This window comes from Kribbella pratensis (assembly GCF_004366075.1).
In the GTDB taxonomy this organism is placed as follows: domain Bacteria; phylum Actinomycetota; class Actinomycetes; order Propionibacteriales; family Kribbellaceae; genus Kribbella; species Kribbella pratensis.
Genome location: NZ_SODU01000005.1, coordinates 312,854 through 328,451 on the forward strand (window position 1 = coordinate 312,854; position 15,598 = coordinate 328,451).

Here is a 15,598-nt window from a genome sequence, read left to right on the forward strand (position 1 = left end):
GGTGCGGTGTACAGGGTCCGGATCGGGCAGGATGGGGTTCATGGGAGAGCGTGAAGCTTTTGAGGTGCCGGTGGTGGCGGCCGACGAGCCTGTGGTGACAGCGGTTCCGGTCGCTCGGACCGATCTCGAACGACTGGTCGCCGGCACGTTCCACGATCCTCATCAGGTGCTCGGCCCGCATCTCGGCGAGCACGGCGTCACCGTCCGCGCGCTGCGCCCGTACGCGAACAGCGTGACAGTGCTGTACGACGGCCAGCGGCTCGACCTGCGGCACGAGCACGACGGGGTCTGGGTCGGCGTACTCGATATCGACAAGGTCCCGGACTACCGGCTCGAGGTCACCTACACCGACGGTCCCGCGACCGAGGTCGACGACCCGTACCGGTACCTGCCGTCGCTCGGCGAGGTCGACCTGCACCTGATCGGCGAGGGCCGGCACGAGCAGCTGTGGACCGTGCTCGGCGCCCACGTCCGCCGGTACGACGGCCCGGCCGGGCAGATCACGGGTACGTCGTTCGCGGTCTGGGCCCCGAACGCGCAGGGCATCCGGCTGACCGCCGACTTCAACTTCTGGGACGGTCGCGCGCACCCGATGCGCTCGCTCGGCGGCTCCGGCGTGTGGGAGCTGTTCGTGCCCGGCGTCGGCCCGGGTACGCGGTACAAGTTCGACATCTGCGGCCGGGACGGCGTCTGGCGGCAGAAGGCCGACCCGATGGCGAACCTGGCCGAGACTCCCCCGGCGAACGCGTCCGTCGTGCACGAGTCGACGTACGAGTGGAGCGACTCCGACTGGCTGACCAAGCGCGCCGGCGCGCAGGCGTACGCCGAGCCGATGAGCGTGTACGAGGTGCATCTCGGCTCGTGGCGCAAGGGCAGGTCGTACCGCGAGCTGGCCGACGAGCTCGTTGCCTATGTCAACGAGATGGGTTTCACCCATGTCGAGTTCATGCCGGTGATGGAGCACCCGTTCGGCGGTTCGTGGGGCTACCAGGTCACGTCGTACTTCGCGCCGACCTCGCGGTTCGGCGACCCGGACGACTTCCGGTTCCTGGTCGACAGGCTGCACCAGGCGGGCATCGGCGTCCTCGTCGACTGGGTGCCGGCGCACTTCCCGAAGGACGCCTGGGCGCTGGCCCGGTTCGACGGTACGCCGCTCTACGAGCACCCGGATCCGCGCCGCGGCGAGCAGCCCGACTGGGGCACGCTGGTGTTCGACTTCGGCCGGCCGCAGGTGCGCAACTTCCTGGTCGCGAACGCGCTCTACTGGGCCGAGGAGTTCCACATCGACGGCCTGCGGGTGGACGCGGTCGCCTCGATGCTCTACCTGGACTACTCGCGGCAGGACGGGCAGTGGGTGCCGAACCAGTTCGGCGGCCGCGAGAACCTGGAGGCTGTGTCGTTCCTCCAGGAGATGAACGCGACGCTCTACAAGCGGGTCCCGGGCGTGATCACGGTCGCGGAGGAGTCGACGTCCTGGCCGGGTGTCACCCGCGCGACGCATCTCGGCGGGCTCGGATTCGGCTTCAAGTGGAACATGGGCTGGATGAACGACTCGCTCCGCTACCTGGAGCACGAGCCGGTGCACCGGCAGTACCACCACCACGAGCTGACGTTCTCGATGATGTACGCGTACTCCGAGAACTTCGTCCTCCCGCTGTCCCACGACGAGGTCGTGCACGGCAAGGGGTCGCTGCTGCGGAAGATGCCCGGCGACCGCTGGCAGCAGCTGGCGAACCTCCGCGCGTACCTGGCGATGATGTGGGCGCATCCGGGCAAGCAGTTGCTGTTCATGGGATGTGAGTTCGGCCAGGAGTCGGAGTGGTCGGAGAAGGGCGAGCTGGACTGGTGGCTGCTGGAGCACAGCGACCACAAGGGCCTGCAGGACCTGGTCCGCGACCTGAACCGGGTCTACAAGGACAACCCGGCGTTCTGGCGGACCGATCACGACGCGGAGAAGTTCAGCTGGATCGACGCGAACGACGCCGGCAACAACGTGTTCTCGTTCCTCCGGTACGGCGCGGAAGGCGAGCCGACCGTGGCGTGTATCGCGAACTTCTCCGCGATCCCGCACCACGGTTACCGCCTCGGCCTGCCGTACGCCGGCCGCTGGGAGGAGGTCGTCAACACCGACGCCACCTCGTACGGCGGATCCGGTGTCGGCAACTTCGGCGCGGTCGAAGCAAACGGCACGCCGTGGCACGGGTTGGAGAGTAGCGCCGAGCTGTCCGTGCCACCCCTGGCGACGGTGTACCTGCGGTTCACCGGGTAGCGTTCACGGCGTGACCGCCGTACCGCCGCTGACCGATGGTGACCTGACCCTGCGACTGTTGCGCCACGATCCGAAGGTGATCGCCTTCGACGTCGAGAACGGCGCACCGGTCGGCACGGTCGAGGTACGCCGGACCACGCCCGGCGTCGGCCTGGTGGTCTGGGCGGTGGAGAACTCCGACGCGGCGCAGCGCGCGCTCCGGCTGGTGAGCGAGTACGCGTTCGGTGAGCTCGGTCTGGAGCGGCTGCAGGTCGAGGTGGACCCCGAGCTGCACTCCTCCGCCCGGGTCGCGGTCCGGTCCGGTTTCCGGCGGGAGGGAGTCCTGCGCGGGGCCGCGGTCGTGGAGGGCGAACGCCGCGATGTCGCCGTGTACGGGATGCGCGTCGACGATCCGCGTCCGGACACGGTGACGGGCTGGACCGCGTTGATGGACTCGACGCTGCCGAAGAAGCGGGTGATCGCGCACGTCGTCGTACGCGACACCGGTGGACGGGTGTTGCTGTGCCAGGTCAGCTACAAGAAGGACCTGGAGCTGCCGGGCGGGGTGGTCGAGCCGGACGAGGACCCCGCGACGGGTGCGTCCCGCGAGATGGAGGAAGAGCTCGGTACGGCGCTCCCGCTGCTCGGCGTACTTGCGATCGACTGGCTGCCGCGCTGGGAGGGCTGGGGCGACGCCGTCGAGATCCTGTACGACGGCGGCGTGCACGACCCGTCGTTGATCGACAGGCTGCAGCCGGACGGGTTCGAGATCCGGGGCATCTCGTGGCACGCACCGGAGAAACTGGCCGGCCTGGTCTCGCCGCTCAATGCCCGCCGGCTCCCGATGCTCCTGGACGCGCCGGACCAGCTCCACAACCTCAGAAACGGCTCACCCATCACCTCGTGAGCTGACTGACGCACCAGGTGTAGTGGCCGTCGCCGGCGTTCTCGTCGTAGATCGTGGCGGTGATGATCGCGTACGCCCGGCGGTACAGCCGCATCCGCTCTCGATCGTGCCCGAGCTCCTCGAACCGGGCGGTGAGCAGGTCGTCGAGCCGGCGCGCGTCGGGTGAGTACATGTCGAAGAACCCCGCCGCCAGCGACGCCTCGAATGTGCTGTCCCCCGCGGTCGACAGGAATCCCCAGTCCAGCACTGCCGCCACCCGCTGCCCATCCATCAGCAGGTTGGGCGGACAGATATCCCCGTGCACAACGCTCGACGCGTCCTCCAGCTGGGTCAGGCCGTGCAGCACGTCGTCCAGCAATGCTGGGAAACCGGAGACATCACGCTCCAGGTGAGCACGGGACGCTTCGGCGCGACGTCGTACCAAGCCCGCCAGACTCTCACCCCAGGACCGCCCCCAGAACGGCTGCCCCACTACCGGCATCGCCTTGCTCGCCGGCCCAGGTCGCACCTCCCGCAACGCCTCCACGACTGCGACGAACGCGTCCAGCGCAACGTCTTCCGGCAGCCCGGCCTCGTGCAGCGGCACCCCGGTCAACTTGTCCTCGACGCTGACCGCGAGCCCGTCCTCCCCCGCCGTGATCTCCCGGATCCGCGGCGTCCGGAAGGGCAATTCCGGCAACTCGTCGAGGAACGCCTTCAACGGGCGCACGTCCTCCGGCCGCCGATCGAACCAGACCTTCCGCACGGTCCCGTCGCCGAGATCGTAGACGGCGCCTTCCATCCCCTGCCCGATGAGCTCCACCGGACCGACCCTATCGGCCCCGTCCAGCGAGATCCGTCTAGCGGATGAAGCGGATCGTCAGCGGATAGCTGTAGTCGTTCCCACCGGACGCGGCGACCGTCGCGAGGATGATCACCACGAGCGCCGCGATCGCGCCGATCACGACCAGCGGTACGACGATCAGCACGCCGAGCCCGAACGTGATGAAGATCAGCACCGCCGCGAGCGCCGAGTAGATCAGCAGCGAGATCTGGAAGTTCAGCGACTCCACCGCATGCCGCCGTACGAAGTCCGAGCGGTCCCGGAAGACCAGCCAGATGATCAGCGGGCACAGGAACCCCATCGCCAGCCAGGCCGCGATCAGCACGCCGATGTGCGCGACCATCGCCCACGTGCGTTCTTCAGAGCCGGACAGCGGCGTGCTCATAGTCCAGTCAAGCACACCGATTCCTTTTCGCGGTGTCCTCGGTCAATACCGGTGACAGACCTGCAACGAAAGGGATGCACGATGGCGAGCAAGGAGTCGGAAGCGGTTCTGCGGCACTGGGCCGCGAACCGGAAGGCGGCTGAGGAGAACGTCCAGGACGGCGATCAGGAGCTGGCCGATCACCGCTGGGCCGGGCTGACGACCGAGCCGCCGGAGGTGGACTACCTGGCGGTGCCCGGACGGCGGGCGATGTGGATCGTGCCGCACGGCGCCGCAGCGGACCGGGTGCTGCTGTGTCTGCACGGCGGCGGTTTCATCGGCGGATCGCAGTACTCGCACCGGAAGCTGTTCGCGCACCTCGCCCGTGCGGTCGGGGCGCGGGCGCTCGTCTTCGACTATCCGCTGGCGCCGGCTCACACGCATCCGGCCCAGGTCGACGACGCGGTCGACACGTACCGCTGGCTGCTCGACCAGGGAATCGCGCCCGAACACATCGTGTTCACGGGTGACTCGGTCGGCGGTGGCCTCGCCATCACCACCCAGTTACGCGCCCGATCGGCCGGCCTGCCACTTCCCGCCGGCACGATGCCGTTCTCACCGGCGGTGGACTTCGAGGCGACCGGAGCGTCGTACGACACCAACCGCGACCGCGACGCGTTCTTCCACCGGGACCTGGTCCGTGGGCTCGCGTGGATGTTCCTCGGACCGGACGGCTCGCCGCGCGACCCGTTCGTGAATCCTCTGTACGGCGACCTGACCGGGCTCGGACCGATCTACATCCAGGTCGGCGGGGACGAAGTACTGCTGGACGACGCGCAACAACTCGCGGCCGCCGCCGAGAAGGCCGGGGTCGAGGTGCGGCTGGATGTGTTCCCGGAGATGCAGCACACGTTCCAAATGGCGGCCGGACGCGCGCCGGAGGCGGACGATGCGATCCAGCGGATGGGAAGCTTTGCTCGTCGGGTGCTGGGGCTGTCATGACTCAGGGAGCTGTGATGACGGAGGACGCTGAGTTCGCTGACCGGACCGAGCCCTTCCGCAAGGAGTTGCTGGCGCATTGCTATCGGATGCTCGCGTCCGTGCACGAGGCCGAGGACGCCGTACAGGAGACATACCTGCGGGCCTGGCGGTCGTGGGACGACTTCGAGGGCCGCTCGTCGGTGCGGGTCTGGCTGTACCGCATCGCGACCAACGTGAGCCTCACCGCGCTCGAGCAGCGCGGCCGCCGCGCGCTGCCCTCCGGTCTGGGAGCACCTGCCACCGACCTCAGTCCCGGCGTGCCGCCGGACGATCCAACGGTGCGCTTCGTGGAGCCGATCGCCGAGACCTTGGTCGTGTCCGATCCCGCGTCGATCGTCGCCGTCCGGGAGAGCCTGCGGCTGGCGCTGATCGCCGCCCTGCAGTACCTGCCGCCGAAGCAGCGCGCCGTACTGATCCTGCGAGAGGTCCTCGCGTTTCCGGCCGCCGAGGTCGCCACGATGCTCGACACGTCGGTCGCGGCCGTGAAGAGCACGCTTCAACGCGCCCGTGCCCGCTTGGACGAGAAGGCGCCGTCACAGGGTGACGTCTCGGCGCCGACCGATCCTGAATCGCTAGCACTGCTGGACGACTACATCGCCGGTTTCGAGAACGCCGACACCGCAGCCCTCGAACGCGCTCTCCGCGCGGACGCCGCGATCGAGATGGTCGGTACGACGGCCTGGTTCAACGGTCGCGTGATGTGCATGCGCTTGCTGGCTTCCGCGGTCGGCGCACCGGGTGACTGGCGGATGATCCCGATCATCGCGAACGGCCAGCCCGCGGTCGGCAGCTATTTCAAGGGCGATCCGTACGGCGTCGCCGTACTCACGCCCACTCCGACCGGAATCACCCACATCCACGTCTTCAGCACCCCGAGCCTCGTCACGTACTTCGGTCTGCCGCCTACAGCTCCTGCACGGTAAGGCGCGCGCGGCGGCTCGTGCTGACGAGAGCCAGCGCCAGTACGACGAGACCCATGGCGAGCGTCGGCCACCAGACGATGTGCTCGGCGCGGACGAACCGTCGCGGATCGGTCGTCGCGGTGGCACCGACGATCGATCCGGCGATCGCGACGCCGAGCGACGTACCGGTCTGCCGGCCGACCGAGGCGAGCGAACCGGCCAGACCGGCCATCGACCCCGGCATCCCGGACACCGCCGAGTTCGCGATCGGCGGGTTGATGGTGCCGAGGAAGACGCCGAAGAACAGGAAGACCGCAAGCACGTTCGGCAGCGGTGTGGACGCTTGGATCGTGAGCGATGCGAGCGCTCCGAGCGTCAGCGCCGTACCGGCGACGACGAGCGGCAGGCGTGGGCCGCGCGCGCCGACGACCCGGCCCGTCAGCGGTGAGAGGACGCAGATGAGGAGACCGACCGGCAACAGGCACAGGCCCGCGTCCAGGGCGGACAGGTGGCGAACGCTCTGCAGGTAGAGCGTGGTGACGAACAGGAACGCGCCGAACCCGGTGTAGGCGAACATCGCGATCACGACGGCCGAGCTGAACGGGACGCTGCGGAACAGGCGGAGTTCGAGCAACGGCTCCGCGCGGCGGCGTTCGTACGCGATCAGGAGGACCGCGGCGACGGCAGCCGCGACGATCAACGGCGTACGCCACCCGTTGTCCTCGATGATCGCGGACACCACGCTGCCGAGGAGTACGACGACCAGGAGCTGGCCGATCGGGTCGAAGCGGCGGCCAAGCGCGGCCCGGGACTCGGGCACGTACAAGCTGGTGAAGACCACCGCCAGGACGACGATCGGCAGGTTCACCCAGAATATTGACCGCCAGCCGAGACCGTCGACGAGCGCGCCGCCGAGGATCGGGCCGAGGACGAGCGACAGGCCGGCGGTCGCGCCGAAGATCCCGATCGCGCGAGCCCGCTCGGCGCGCTCCGGGAACACGGTCACCACGATCGCCATCGCGACCGGGTTCAGCAGCGTGCCGCCGACGGCCTGGACGGCGCGGGCGGCGATCAACGCCTCGATGCTCGGGGCGAGGCTGCAGAGGAGCGAGCCGAGGCCGAACACGGTCAGACCGAGGCGGAACATGCGCTTGCGTCCGTACCGGTCCGCGGTGGAGCCGGCCAGCAGCAGGAAGCTCGCCAGCACCAGCGTGTAGGCGTCGACGGTCCACTGCAGACCGGCCGTCGATGCGCCGAGATCGTCCCGGATCGCGGGCAGCGCCATGTTCACGATCGAGATGTCCATCACCGAGATCAGCAGGCTCGCGCAGCAGATCACGAGGACGACGTACCGGCGGGCACTGGCCGTTTCCTGGAGTGTTGGAAGGGTCATATCACCACGCTAGGATTTAGAGCGTGCTCGAAGTCAATGAACGCGGGATCAGCATCGCCGAAGCCGCCGAACGCACCGGCGTCAGCGTCCACACGCTGCGGTACTACGAGCGCGCCGGCCTGGTCGTCACCACCGTCGACCGCACCGCCGGCGGGCGCCGTCGCTACCGCCAGATCGACCTGGACTGGATCAAGATCTGCACCAAGTTCCGCGCCACCGGCATGCCGATCCGCACCATCCGCCGGTACGCCGAACTCGTCACCGCCGGTCGCGGCAACGAGAAGGACCGCCTCGAACTCCTCGAGACCCACCGCGCCGAGATCCTCACCCAACTGGCCGACCTCACCGAAAGCCTCGAACTCATCGACCACAAGATCGACGTCTACCGCGGCCGCATGCAAGCCGGCGACGCCGACCAACTCTGGGCGCCCCGCGAGTAACCACCGGCATGGCCTCAGACGGGCGTTAGCGGCCCAGGTTGGTTTGGCGGGTGGTGAGGAAGCGGCGCTCGGTTTCGTTCGCCGTCAGGTGGATCGCTTGCTCGTAGGCCTCTGCCGCTTCCCCGGGACGGCCGAGCCGGGTGAGGACATCGGCTCGCGTCGCGGGGAGGTAGGCGTACGTCGCGAGGGCCGGCTCCTTGCTCAAGGCATCCAGTTCGACCAGGACCGCCTCAAGATCGGCCCCCGGAACCAGACTGCGCGCAGCCACCCGATTGAGCGCCACGATCGGGGTAGGCCAGCTCACCATCATCGCGTCGTACATCCGGACCACCTGCCTCCAGTCCGTCTTCTCCCACGACGGCGCCGTCACATGCAGCCCGGCAACCGCCGCCTGCAAAGCGAACCGACCATGCCCGCGCTGCAACGCCGCCGTCGCCCGGGAGACGCCCTCCGCCAACAGCTTCACGTCCCACCGCGAGCGGTCCTGATCCGCCAGTAGCACCAGTTCACCGTCCGCACTGACCCGCGCATCACCGCGCGCCTCGGTCATCAGCAGCAGCCCTAGCAGTGCTAGCGGTTCCGGCTCGTCCGGCATCAAACGCTCCAGCATCCGCGCCAGCTCGATCGCCCGCCCGGTCAGATCGGTCCGCGTCAGCTCCACCCCCGTGGCGACGTACCCCGCCGTGTAAACCAGATGTACGACGGTCAGCACCACGTCCATCCGCGCCGGCAACTCGTGATCCGCCGGGATGCGATACGGAATCCCGGCCGCCGCGATCTTCTTCTTCGCGCGGGTGATCCGCGCCGCCGCCGTCGCCTCGCCGATCAGCAGCACCGCGGCCACCTCCCGCGTGGTCAACCCGCAGATCAGCCGCAACGTCAACGCCACCTGCGATTCGCGTGCCAACGCCGGGTGGCAGCAGGTGAACACCAGCCGCAACGGGTCTGTCGGCTGCTCGGCGTCGTCAGGCTGCTCGGCGTCGGGCTGCTCCACCAGAAGCGGCAACTTCCGCCGCAGATTCGTCTCCCGCCGCAACCGGTCCAGCGCCAGCCGTCGAGCGACGGTCGTCAGCCAGCCGGCCGGATTGTCCGGAATCCCGTCCGGCCAGGTACGCAGCGCCTGGACGAACGCGTCCTGTGTGCAGTCCTCCGCGAGATCCAGGTCCCGAGTCAGCCGGACCACGGACGAGAGCACCGTCGACCAGCTCTCCCGGTGCGCCCGGTCCACCACCCGGGTCACCTCTACTGCCTCCGTCACCATCTCCCCTGTCCCCCTGCCCGTGGGTACGCCGACGGGACGGAGCGTCGGCGTACCCGGGTCGAACGGCATGATCAGGCCGATCGCGATCGCCGGTCAGGCCGGCGGCGCCGCGTCCTCGGACGTCGGCATCACCGGGCGGACCTCGATGTTGCCGGACGGGCAGAGCTTGGCCAGTTCCAGCGCCTGGTCGAGGTCACGCGCCTCGATCACGTAGAACCCGCCGAGCGCCTCCCGCGTCTCGATGAACGGCCCGTCGGTGACCAGCGGCTCGGCACCCTCACGGTTCTTGACCGTGCTCGCCGTACTGGACCGCTCCAGCGCCTCCCCGCCGAGGATCCGCGCCCCGGCCTTCTCCACCGCCGCCGCGAACTCGCCGTGCAACTTCATCGCCTGCTGCCACTCGTCGCGCGTCAGGTTGTCGTACCACTCCTCGCTGTCGAACAGGAGGAACATGTACTGCGCCATCTCAGGCTCCCTCGTTGAGGTCTTGTACTTGGACATCTTGCTGACGATCGTCGCGACACGGAATCGACAACACCCGGAAAGAATTTTTATTACCGTGGGGTACATGGAGCATCTCGACGTCCTGATCGTCGGCGCAGGGCTGTCCGGGATCGGTGCGGCGTACCGGATCCAGACCCGGTGCCCGGACCGCACGTACGCCGTACTGGAGGGCCGCGACGCGATCGGCGGCACTTGGGACCTGTTCCGGTACCCGGGGGTGCGGTCGGACTCGGACATGTTCACGCTCGGGTTCCCGTTCCACCCGTGGAAGGCGGCGAAGGCGATCGCGGACGGCCCGTCGATCCTCGACTACCTGCACGAGACCGCGACGACGTACGGGATCGACAAGCACATCCGCTTCGGTCAACGCGTCGTACGGGCCTCGTGGTCGTCGGCGGACGCGCTGTGGACCGTGGAGACGGCGGACACGTCGTACACCTGCTCCTTCCTCTACGTGTGCAGCGGGTACTACGACTACGACTCGGGGTACGTCGTCGACTTCGACGGAAAGAATGATTTCCAGGGACAGATCGTGCATCCGCAGCACTGGCCGGACCAGTTGGACTACACGGGCCAGCGCGTCGTCGTGATCGGCAGTGGCGCGACCGCGGTGACTCTGGTGCCCGCGATGGCGGGTACGGCGGAACACGTGACGATGCTGCAGCGGTCGCCGAGCTACGTCGCCTCTCGCCCGGCCCACGACGCGATGTCGGACCGCATCCGCGCCGTACTGCCCGAGAATCTCGCGCACCGGTTGATCCGCGGGAAGAACGTTGTCCTCAGCACCGCGATCTACAACGCGTTCCGGAAGTGGCCGGCGCATGCGGCGTGGTTGCTGAACAGCACCGTTGCGAAGCAACTGCCCGAGTCGATCCCCGTCGATCCGCACTTCACGCCGCGGTACAAGCCGTGGAATCAACGACTGTGCCTGGTCCCGGACGCGGACCTGTTCAAGGCGCTGCGCAACGGATCGGCCTCGATGGTGACCGACGAGATCGACCGGTTCACCCCTCGCGGACTGAGGTTGCGGTCCGGGCGTGAACTGGAGGCCGATCTCATCGTCACCGCGACCGGCCTCCGCATGGTTGCGCTCGGCAACATCCAGGTGACGGTCGACGGACGGGCGATCGCGCCGCACGACACGTTCGTCTACAAGGGCATGATGCTGAGCGGCGTACCGAATCTCGCCTGGTGCATCGGGTACACCAACAACTCGTGGACGCTGCGCTCCGACCTCACCTCGCAGTACGTCTGCCGGCTCCTCAACCACCTCACGGCCACCGGCACCCGCATCTGCGTTCCCGAGGTCGACCCGGCCGAGTACGACGCCCCGCCCCGCCCCGTCGTGGACCTGAGCTCCGGCTACATCCGCCGAGCCGCCCAGATCCTCCCCCGCCAAGGCACCCAAGGCCCCTGGCGCCTCCGCCAGAACTACCCCCGCGACCTCATCACCCTCCGCTACAACCGAGTCGACGACGGCATCATGCAATTCACCCCCTGACTCAGATTGCCGCAGCGCCCCACCCGACCACCACCTCCCGCGGCCAACGCCGACCCACCCCACGTGTGACGCCCACCCACCCCACCCCACCCGTGACGCCAACCCCCACCCCACGCGTGACGCCAGCCCCACCCCGCTACCCCCCGCCCGCGGGTGACCCCCGCAGATGGAGGGTTGCCCCCTCGAATTCTCAGTGGGCAACCCTCCAGTCGAGCGGGCAAGTCCGGCGTCGTCCGGTCTGGTGGTGCGGGCGCGGCGTTCGACCAGTGCGGGTCAGGGGACGGGTACGGGCGGTTGCGGGCCGACGTACGTTGCGATCGGGCGGATGATCTTCGGGTCGGTGGACTGTTCGAGGATGTTGGCGGACCAGCCGATGATGCGGCTGACGGCGAACGTCGGTGTGAACATGGCGCGCGGGATCCCACACAGCTCCATCACGACACCGGCGTAGAACTCGACGTTGGCGTACAGGTTGCGCCCCGGCTTCAGCTCGGCGAGTACGTCGACGATGCGCTGCTCGACGGTCGTCGCGAAGTCGACGAGCTCGCCGCCGATCCCGCGGGCGATGTCGCGCAGCATCAGCGAACGCGGGTCCTCGGTGCGGTACACCGCATGCCCGAACCCCATGATCCGGTCGCCGGCGGACACCTTCGCGCGGACCCAGTCGTCGATGCGGTCCGGCGTACCGATCTCGTCGAGGCTGGCGAGAGCGCGATCCGGCGCGCCGCCGTGCAACGGACCGGAGAACGCACCGATCGCACCCGCGACGGCCGAGACCACGTCCGCACCGGTGGACGCGATGACGCGGGCGGTGAAGGTGGACGCGTTGAAGCCGTGGTCGACGGTCGAGACCAGGTAGTGCTCGATCGCGGTCGCGTGGACAGCGGTGGGTTCGGTGCCGGTCACCAGGTAGAGCCAGTTCTCGGCCGCCGACAGATCGGCGCGCGGCTCGAGCGGCTGCTGTCCTTCGCGAAGCCGATACAAGGCCGCGAGGATGGTCGGCGTCACGGCGCAGACCAGCATCGCGTCCGCCTTGCGGCGGGCCGGGTCCGCGTCCCAGAGCGGCGGCAGACCACGGACAGCCGCCAGGAGCGACAAGGCGGTGCGGAGACCGGCGAGCGGGTTGAACGTCGTACCGGCGGTCGCGATCGCCGGGAGGACGGCACTGACCTCGTCGGGCAGGACACGCAGCGGGGTTAGCTCGGCGACGAACCGGTCGCGCTCGGCGGCGGTCGGGAGGTGGCCCTCGAACATCAGGTACCAGACGTCCTCGAGGGTCTTGGACTTGGCGAGATCGATCGCCGAGTACTCGCGGTAGTGGTAGAAACCCTCGTCGCCACGGACGTCACCGAGGGTCGTCTCGGTGACGACGACGTTGCGCAGGCCGGGCGGAACATTGATTGTTGTTGACATATCTTCAGAGTTGACAGGCGATCAATGATTGTCAATATTGATCCAGTCAACATGAATGGTCCGAGGAGCGGGGATGCCGTCCGAAGGTGACGAGAATTACCTGACCACCGCCGAGGTCGCGCGCCGTCTGCAGGTGAAGCCGGCGACGGTCTACGCCTACGTCAGCCGCGGCCTCCTCACCAGCGTCCGGGCCCGAGGCCGCCGCGGCAGCCTCTTCCCCGCCGCCGACGTCGAACGCCTGGCCGCCCGCTCGGTAGAACACTCGGGCGTCGTCGAACGCATCGAGTCCGAACTGACCCTCCTCCAGGACGACAACCTCTACTACCGAGGCCACTCCGCCCAGTCCCTGGCCACCACCGCCACCCTCGACCAGGTAGCCACCCTGCTCTGGACAGGTCAACTCCCAGCAGATCCGGCTGGGGTGGAGGCTGACTTGTTCGGGGTGGAGCGGGCAGGGGTGGAGCTGGCTCGGTCGGCGATGGAGGTGGTGCCGGCGGGGGCTCGGTTGACGGATCGGTTGCGGGTGGCGGTGGCTGTGTTGGGGGCTGCGGATCCGTTGCGATTCGACCTTTCGGCGGCGTCGGTGACCGCTGCGGCCGGGAGGTTGATCGGGACGTTGGTCGCGGCACTCCCGGGGCCGATCGTCACGCGTACGACCCTGGGCGGGAAGCTCTGGCCCAAGCTCACGGACGCAGAGCCGCGACCAGAAGTGCTCGACGCCGCACTCATCCTCCTCGCCGACCACGGCCTCGCAGTCTCCACCGTCGCGGCCAGAGTCGCGGCCAGCGCACGAGCGAACCTGTACGCCGTCATCTCGGCAGGACTCGGCGCACTCGACGGCCAGTACCACGGCGCCGCGCCGACCCTCGCCTACGAGTTCCTGGACCGAGCGAAACACGATCCGCTGAAGGCGTTGTCGGACCAGTTGCGTTCCGGCGAACCGATCCCCGGCTTCGGCCACCGCATCTACCAGCACCGCGACCCGCGGGCCGACGTACTGCTCGAACTCCTCGGCGACCACCCGATCGTCAGCACGATCCACGCGATCGCCGAACGTACGCCGACATTCCCCAACAGCGACCTCGCGATCGCCGCCGTCATGCACGCCTACAACTTCCGCCCCGACGCCGGCGACGCCCTCTTCGCCCTGGCCCGGATGATCGGATGGACCGCCCACGCCCTGGAAGAGTACGCAGCCCCCGCCCTCCGCTTCCGAACCCTAGGCATCTACACAGGCCAAACCACCTAACCGGTGGGTGGCTGGCGACTACTGGCCTGGGGCTACTTGGTGGTTAGTTTGAGGAGGGTTGCGGCGCCGGGGGCCAGGGAGATCGGGACTGGTGCGACGCGTTGTGGGGTGTACTTCTGGCGCGCCGGCTGGAAGGTTCCGATCGAGCCGACCGTTTGCTCGTTGACCGACACGACCGCCCGCGCCCGGGCGCTGTGTGAGCGGTTGGCGACCAGCAGCCAGCGATCGCTCGACGCGGCGTCGCGGGATCGGAAGGTGCCGACCACGACCGCGTCGCCCGTGATACCCGACACCAGGTTGGTCGGGGTGAAGCCGACGGTCCCGTTCGGCAGCGGTGTTTCGTTGGCGTGCTCCACGGTCTCGGACACGAGCGGCTTGAGTTCACGGCCGACCTGGTGCAGCCAAGTGGTGTTGATCTGCTTCGCCGCGTAGTACCGCGACGTCCGTTCCCCGTCGACGGTGATCAGCGCCGGCCCGAACCCTTCACCGCGGGCCGCCTCGGGCGTCCAGTAGGTGAAGTACTGGATGCCTTTGGCGCCGTACGCGAGGCTGATGTTCACCTGCCAGAGCAGTTCGGCCGCGGTCGGTTCGCGATGGTTGTTGTAGGCAAGCGTCTGGATGAACACCCAGGACGGGATGTCGCCGTGCAACGCCGCGTCCCGGACGATCGCCCAGTTGTGGAAGTAGTTCGCGTCCTCGCGCCCCTCGGAGAGCAGCGGGTACCGGTCGAACGAGATCAGCGACGGCTTCACCACGTCGACGAAGCTGCGGTAGTACGACGCGTCGTCGGACGGGAACAGGTTGATGTACGGCAGCAGTTGCGGCGCGAGCTCGCGGGAGATCGACAGTGCCTTCGCGAGCGTCGCGAACCAGCCCGCGCCGGGTTCGTCGTAGAAGTTGAAGCCAGCGAGCGAGGAGAACGGCCCGTACGCGTCGCGGGCCCGGATGTAGAGCGCGCTGGCCTCGGCCGGGGTGACGCTGAGGAAATCCGACGGAGTGTCGGAGATCGAGAACCAGCGGGACATGTTGCGGATCTGGATGTCGTCCGAGATCAGCATCTTCAGGCCGGCGTCGCGGGCGAGCCCGAGCTGGTACTGGAAGATGTTGCCGTCGCCGGCGTAGTTGCCGGAGATCACGAAGTCGAACCCGGCGTTCTTGATCTCGCCGAACCGTTCCGCCGTACTCGCGTACGGATGCGGCGGCCAGAACAACCCGATCGGGAAGTCGGCCCCGCCCGTCAACGGCAACGTGTCAGGCGACGGTACGGCGACCGCAGCCGAGCCGATCGAACCGCCAGCGGCTGCACCCGACGCGGATCCTGCGGAAGCTGATCCCGCCGAAGCGGAAGTGGTGGAAGCAGACGCGGTGGAAGCGGACGCGGTCGTAGCGGATGCCGCGGAGACGGCTCCTGCGGTGAGGGCGGTGGCGCCGGCGCCGAGAAGCAGGGCGCGACGGCTCATGCCGAGGGTCTGGTGTGGACTCTGCATGTCTCTCCTTCGAAAGGCGGTCGAACGGAGTGGCGAGGGTTGTTCAGGTGCGGTCGAACGGAAAG

At 68.4% G+C, this 15,598-nt stretch carries 14 protein-coding genes; 7 read left to right on the top strand and 7 right to left on the bottom strand.

The window, feature by feature from the left end:
- Positions 1 to 40 precede the first annotated feature (40 nt).
- Entirely contained in the window at positions 41 to 2,269 is a 2,229-nt protein-coding gene (gene glgB, locus EV137_RS38185) for a 1,4-alpha-glucan branching protein GlgB (RefSeq protein WP_134133021.1), read from the top strand.
- A gap of 10 nt (positions 2,270 to 2,279) precedes the next feature.
- On the top strand, positions 2,280 to 3,155 hold the full coding sequence (locus EV137_RS38190) for an NUDIX hydrolase (RefSeq protein WP_134133022.1): 876 nt from the start codon (positions 2,280 to 2,282) through the stop codon (positions 3,153 to 3,155).
- On the opposite strand, the gene EV137_RS38195 is transcribed toward EV137_RS38190, so the two are convergent.
- Both EV137_RS38195 and EV137_RS38200 read right to left on the bottom strand, forming a co-directional pair.
- Positions 3,145 to 3,957: an aminoglycoside phosphotransferase family protein gene (locus EV137_RS38195; protein ID WP_134133023.1), complete on the bottom strand. Its 813-nt coding sequence runs from the start codon at positions 3,955 to 3,957 to the stop codon at positions 3,145 to 3,147. The two genes, EV137_RS38190 and EV137_RS38195, sit on opposite strands and share 11 nt — an antisense overlap.
- A gap of 37 nt (positions 3,958 to 3,994) precedes the next feature.
- On the bottom strand, positions 3,995 to 4,378 hold the full coding sequence (locus tag EV137_RS38200) for a DUF4870 domain-containing protein (RefSeq protein ID WP_134133024.1): 384 nt from the start codon (positions 4,376 to 4,378) through the stop codon (positions 3,995 to 3,997).
- 66 nt (positions 4,379 to 4,444) lie between these two features.
- On the opposite strand from EV137_RS38200, the gene EV137_RS38205 reads away from it, so the two are divergent.
- Positions 4,445 to 5,344 (top strand): alpha/beta hydrolase, encoded by a 900-nt coding sequence (locus tag EV137_RS38205; RefSeq protein ID WP_134133026.1) that lies wholly within the window; start codon positions 4,445 to 4,447, stop codon positions 5,342 to 5,344.
- A 14-nt stretch (positions 5,345 to 5,358) separates the two neighbouring features.
- Entirely contained in the window at positions 5,359 to 6,306 is a 948-nt protein-coding gene (locus EV137_RS38210) for a sigma-70 family RNA polymerase sigma factor (RefSeq protein ID WP_202871337.1), read from the top strand.
- Here EV137_RS38210 and EV137_RS38215 read toward each other — a convergent pair.
- On the bottom strand, positions 6,287 to 7,678 hold the full coding sequence (locus EV137_RS38215; protein ID WP_134133028.1) for an MFS transporter: 1,392 nt from the start codon (positions 7,676 to 7,678) through the stop codon (positions 6,287 to 6,289). The genes EV137_RS38210 and EV137_RS38215 overlap by 20 nt on opposite strands.
- 23 nt (positions 7,679 to 7,701) lie before the next feature.
- Here EV137_RS38215 and EV137_RS38220 point away from each other — a divergent pair, with 23 nt between their 5' ends.
- Positions 7,702 to 8,118 (top strand): MerR family transcriptional regulator, encoded by a 417-nt coding sequence (locus EV137_RS38220; protein WP_133790712.1) that lies wholly within the window; start codon positions 7,702 to 7,704, stop codon positions 8,116 to 8,118.
- 25 nt (positions 8,119 to 8,143) lie between these two features.
- Here the strand turns inward: EV137_RS38220 and EV137_RS38225 are convergent, their stop codons facing one another.
- Together EV137_RS38225 and EV137_RS38230 are read right to left on the bottom strand one after the other, a co-directional pair.
- Positions 8,144 to 9,448: an RNA polymerase sigma factor gene (locus tag EV137_RS38225; RefSeq protein ID WP_311136393.1), complete on the bottom strand. Its 1,305-nt coding sequence runs from the start codon at positions 9,446 to 9,448 to the stop codon at positions 8,144 to 8,146.
- A 24-nt stretch (positions 9,449 to 9,472) separates the two neighbouring features.
- The gene (locus tag EV137_RS38230; RefSeq protein WP_134010936.1) at positions 9,473 to 9,844 is read right to left on the bottom strand and encodes a YciI family protein; all 372 of its coding nucleotides are present in this window, start codon (positions 9,842 to 9,844) and stop codon (positions 9,473 to 9,475) included.
- A gap of 103 nt (positions 9,845 to 9,947) precedes the next feature.
- Between EV137_RS38230 and EV137_RS38235 the strand changes: the two genes are divergently transcribed.
- Entirely contained in the window at positions 9,948 to 11,384 is a 1,437-nt protein-coding gene (locus EV137_RS38235) for a flavin-containing monooxygenase (protein WP_134133029.1), read from the top strand.
- A 273-nt stretch (positions 11,385 to 11,657) separates the two neighbouring features.
- Here EV137_RS38235 and EV137_RS38240 read toward each other — a convergent pair whose 3' ends face one another.
- Entirely contained in the window at positions 11,658 to 12,797 is a 1,140-nt protein-coding gene (locus EV137_RS38240) for a citrate/2-methylcitrate synthase (RefSeq protein WP_134133031.1), read from the bottom strand.
- Between the two features lie 73 nt (positions 12,798 to 12,870).
- On the opposite strand from EV137_RS38240, the gene EV137_RS38245 reads away from it, so the two are divergent.
- Entirely contained in the window at positions 12,871 to 14,046 is a 1,176-nt protein-coding gene (locus tag EV137_RS38245) for a citrate/2-methylcitrate synthase (protein ID WP_134133032.1), read from the top strand.
- Between the two features lie 32 nt (positions 14,047 to 14,078).
- On the opposite strand, the gene EV137_RS38250 is transcribed toward EV137_RS38245, so the two are convergent.
- The gene (locus EV137_RS38250; RefSeq protein ID WP_238175842.1) at positions 14,079 to 15,533 is read right to left on the bottom strand and encodes a hypothetical protein; all 1,455 of its coding nucleotides are present in this window, start codon (positions 15,531 to 15,533) and stop codon (positions 14,079 to 14,081) included.
- Positions 15,534 to 15,598 lie beyond the last annotated feature (65 nt).

Bases quoted from the DNA above. Each gene is read 5' to 3' on its own strand.
- glgB (WP_134133021.1), top strand. From the start codon at position 41: ATGGGAGAGCGTGAAGCTTTTGAGGTGCCGGTGGTGGCGGCCGACGAG.
- EV137_RS38205 (WP_134133026.1), top strand. From the start codon at position 4,445: ATGGCGAGCAAGGAGTCGGAAGCGGTTCTGCGGCACTGGGCCGCGAAC.
- EV137_RS38210 (WP_202871337.1), top strand. From the start codon at position 5,359: ATGACGGAGGACGCTGAGTTCGCTGACCGGACCGAGCCCTTCCGCAAG.
- EV137_RS38215 (WP_134133028.1), bottom strand. From the start codon at position 7,678: ATGACCCTTCCAACACTCCAGGAAACGGCCAGTGCCCGCCGGTACGTC.
- EV137_RS38225 (WP_311136393.1), bottom strand. From the start codon at position 9,448: ATGCCGTTCGACCCGGGTACGCCGACGCTCCGTCCCGTCGGCGTACCC.
- EV137_RS38230 (WP_134010936.1), bottom strand. From the start codon at position 9,844: ATGGCGCAGTACATGTTCCTCCTGTTCGACAGCGAGGAGTGGTACGAC.
- EV137_RS38235 (WP_134133029.1), top strand. From the start codon at position 9,948: ATGGAGCATCTCGACGTCCTGATCGTCGGCGCAGGGCTGTCCGGGATC.
- EV137_RS38240 (WP_134133031.1), bottom strand. From the start codon at position 12,797: ATGTCAACAACAATCAATGTTCCGCCCGGCCTGCGCAACGTCGTCGTC.
- EV137_RS38245 (WP_134133032.1), top strand. From the start codon at position 12,871: ATGCCGTCCGAAGGTGACGAGAATTACCTGACCACCGCCGAGGTCGCG.
- EV137_RS38250 (WP_238175842.1), bottom strand. From the start codon at position 15,533: ATGCAGAGTCCACACCAGACCCTCGGCATGAGCCGTCGCGCCCTGCTT.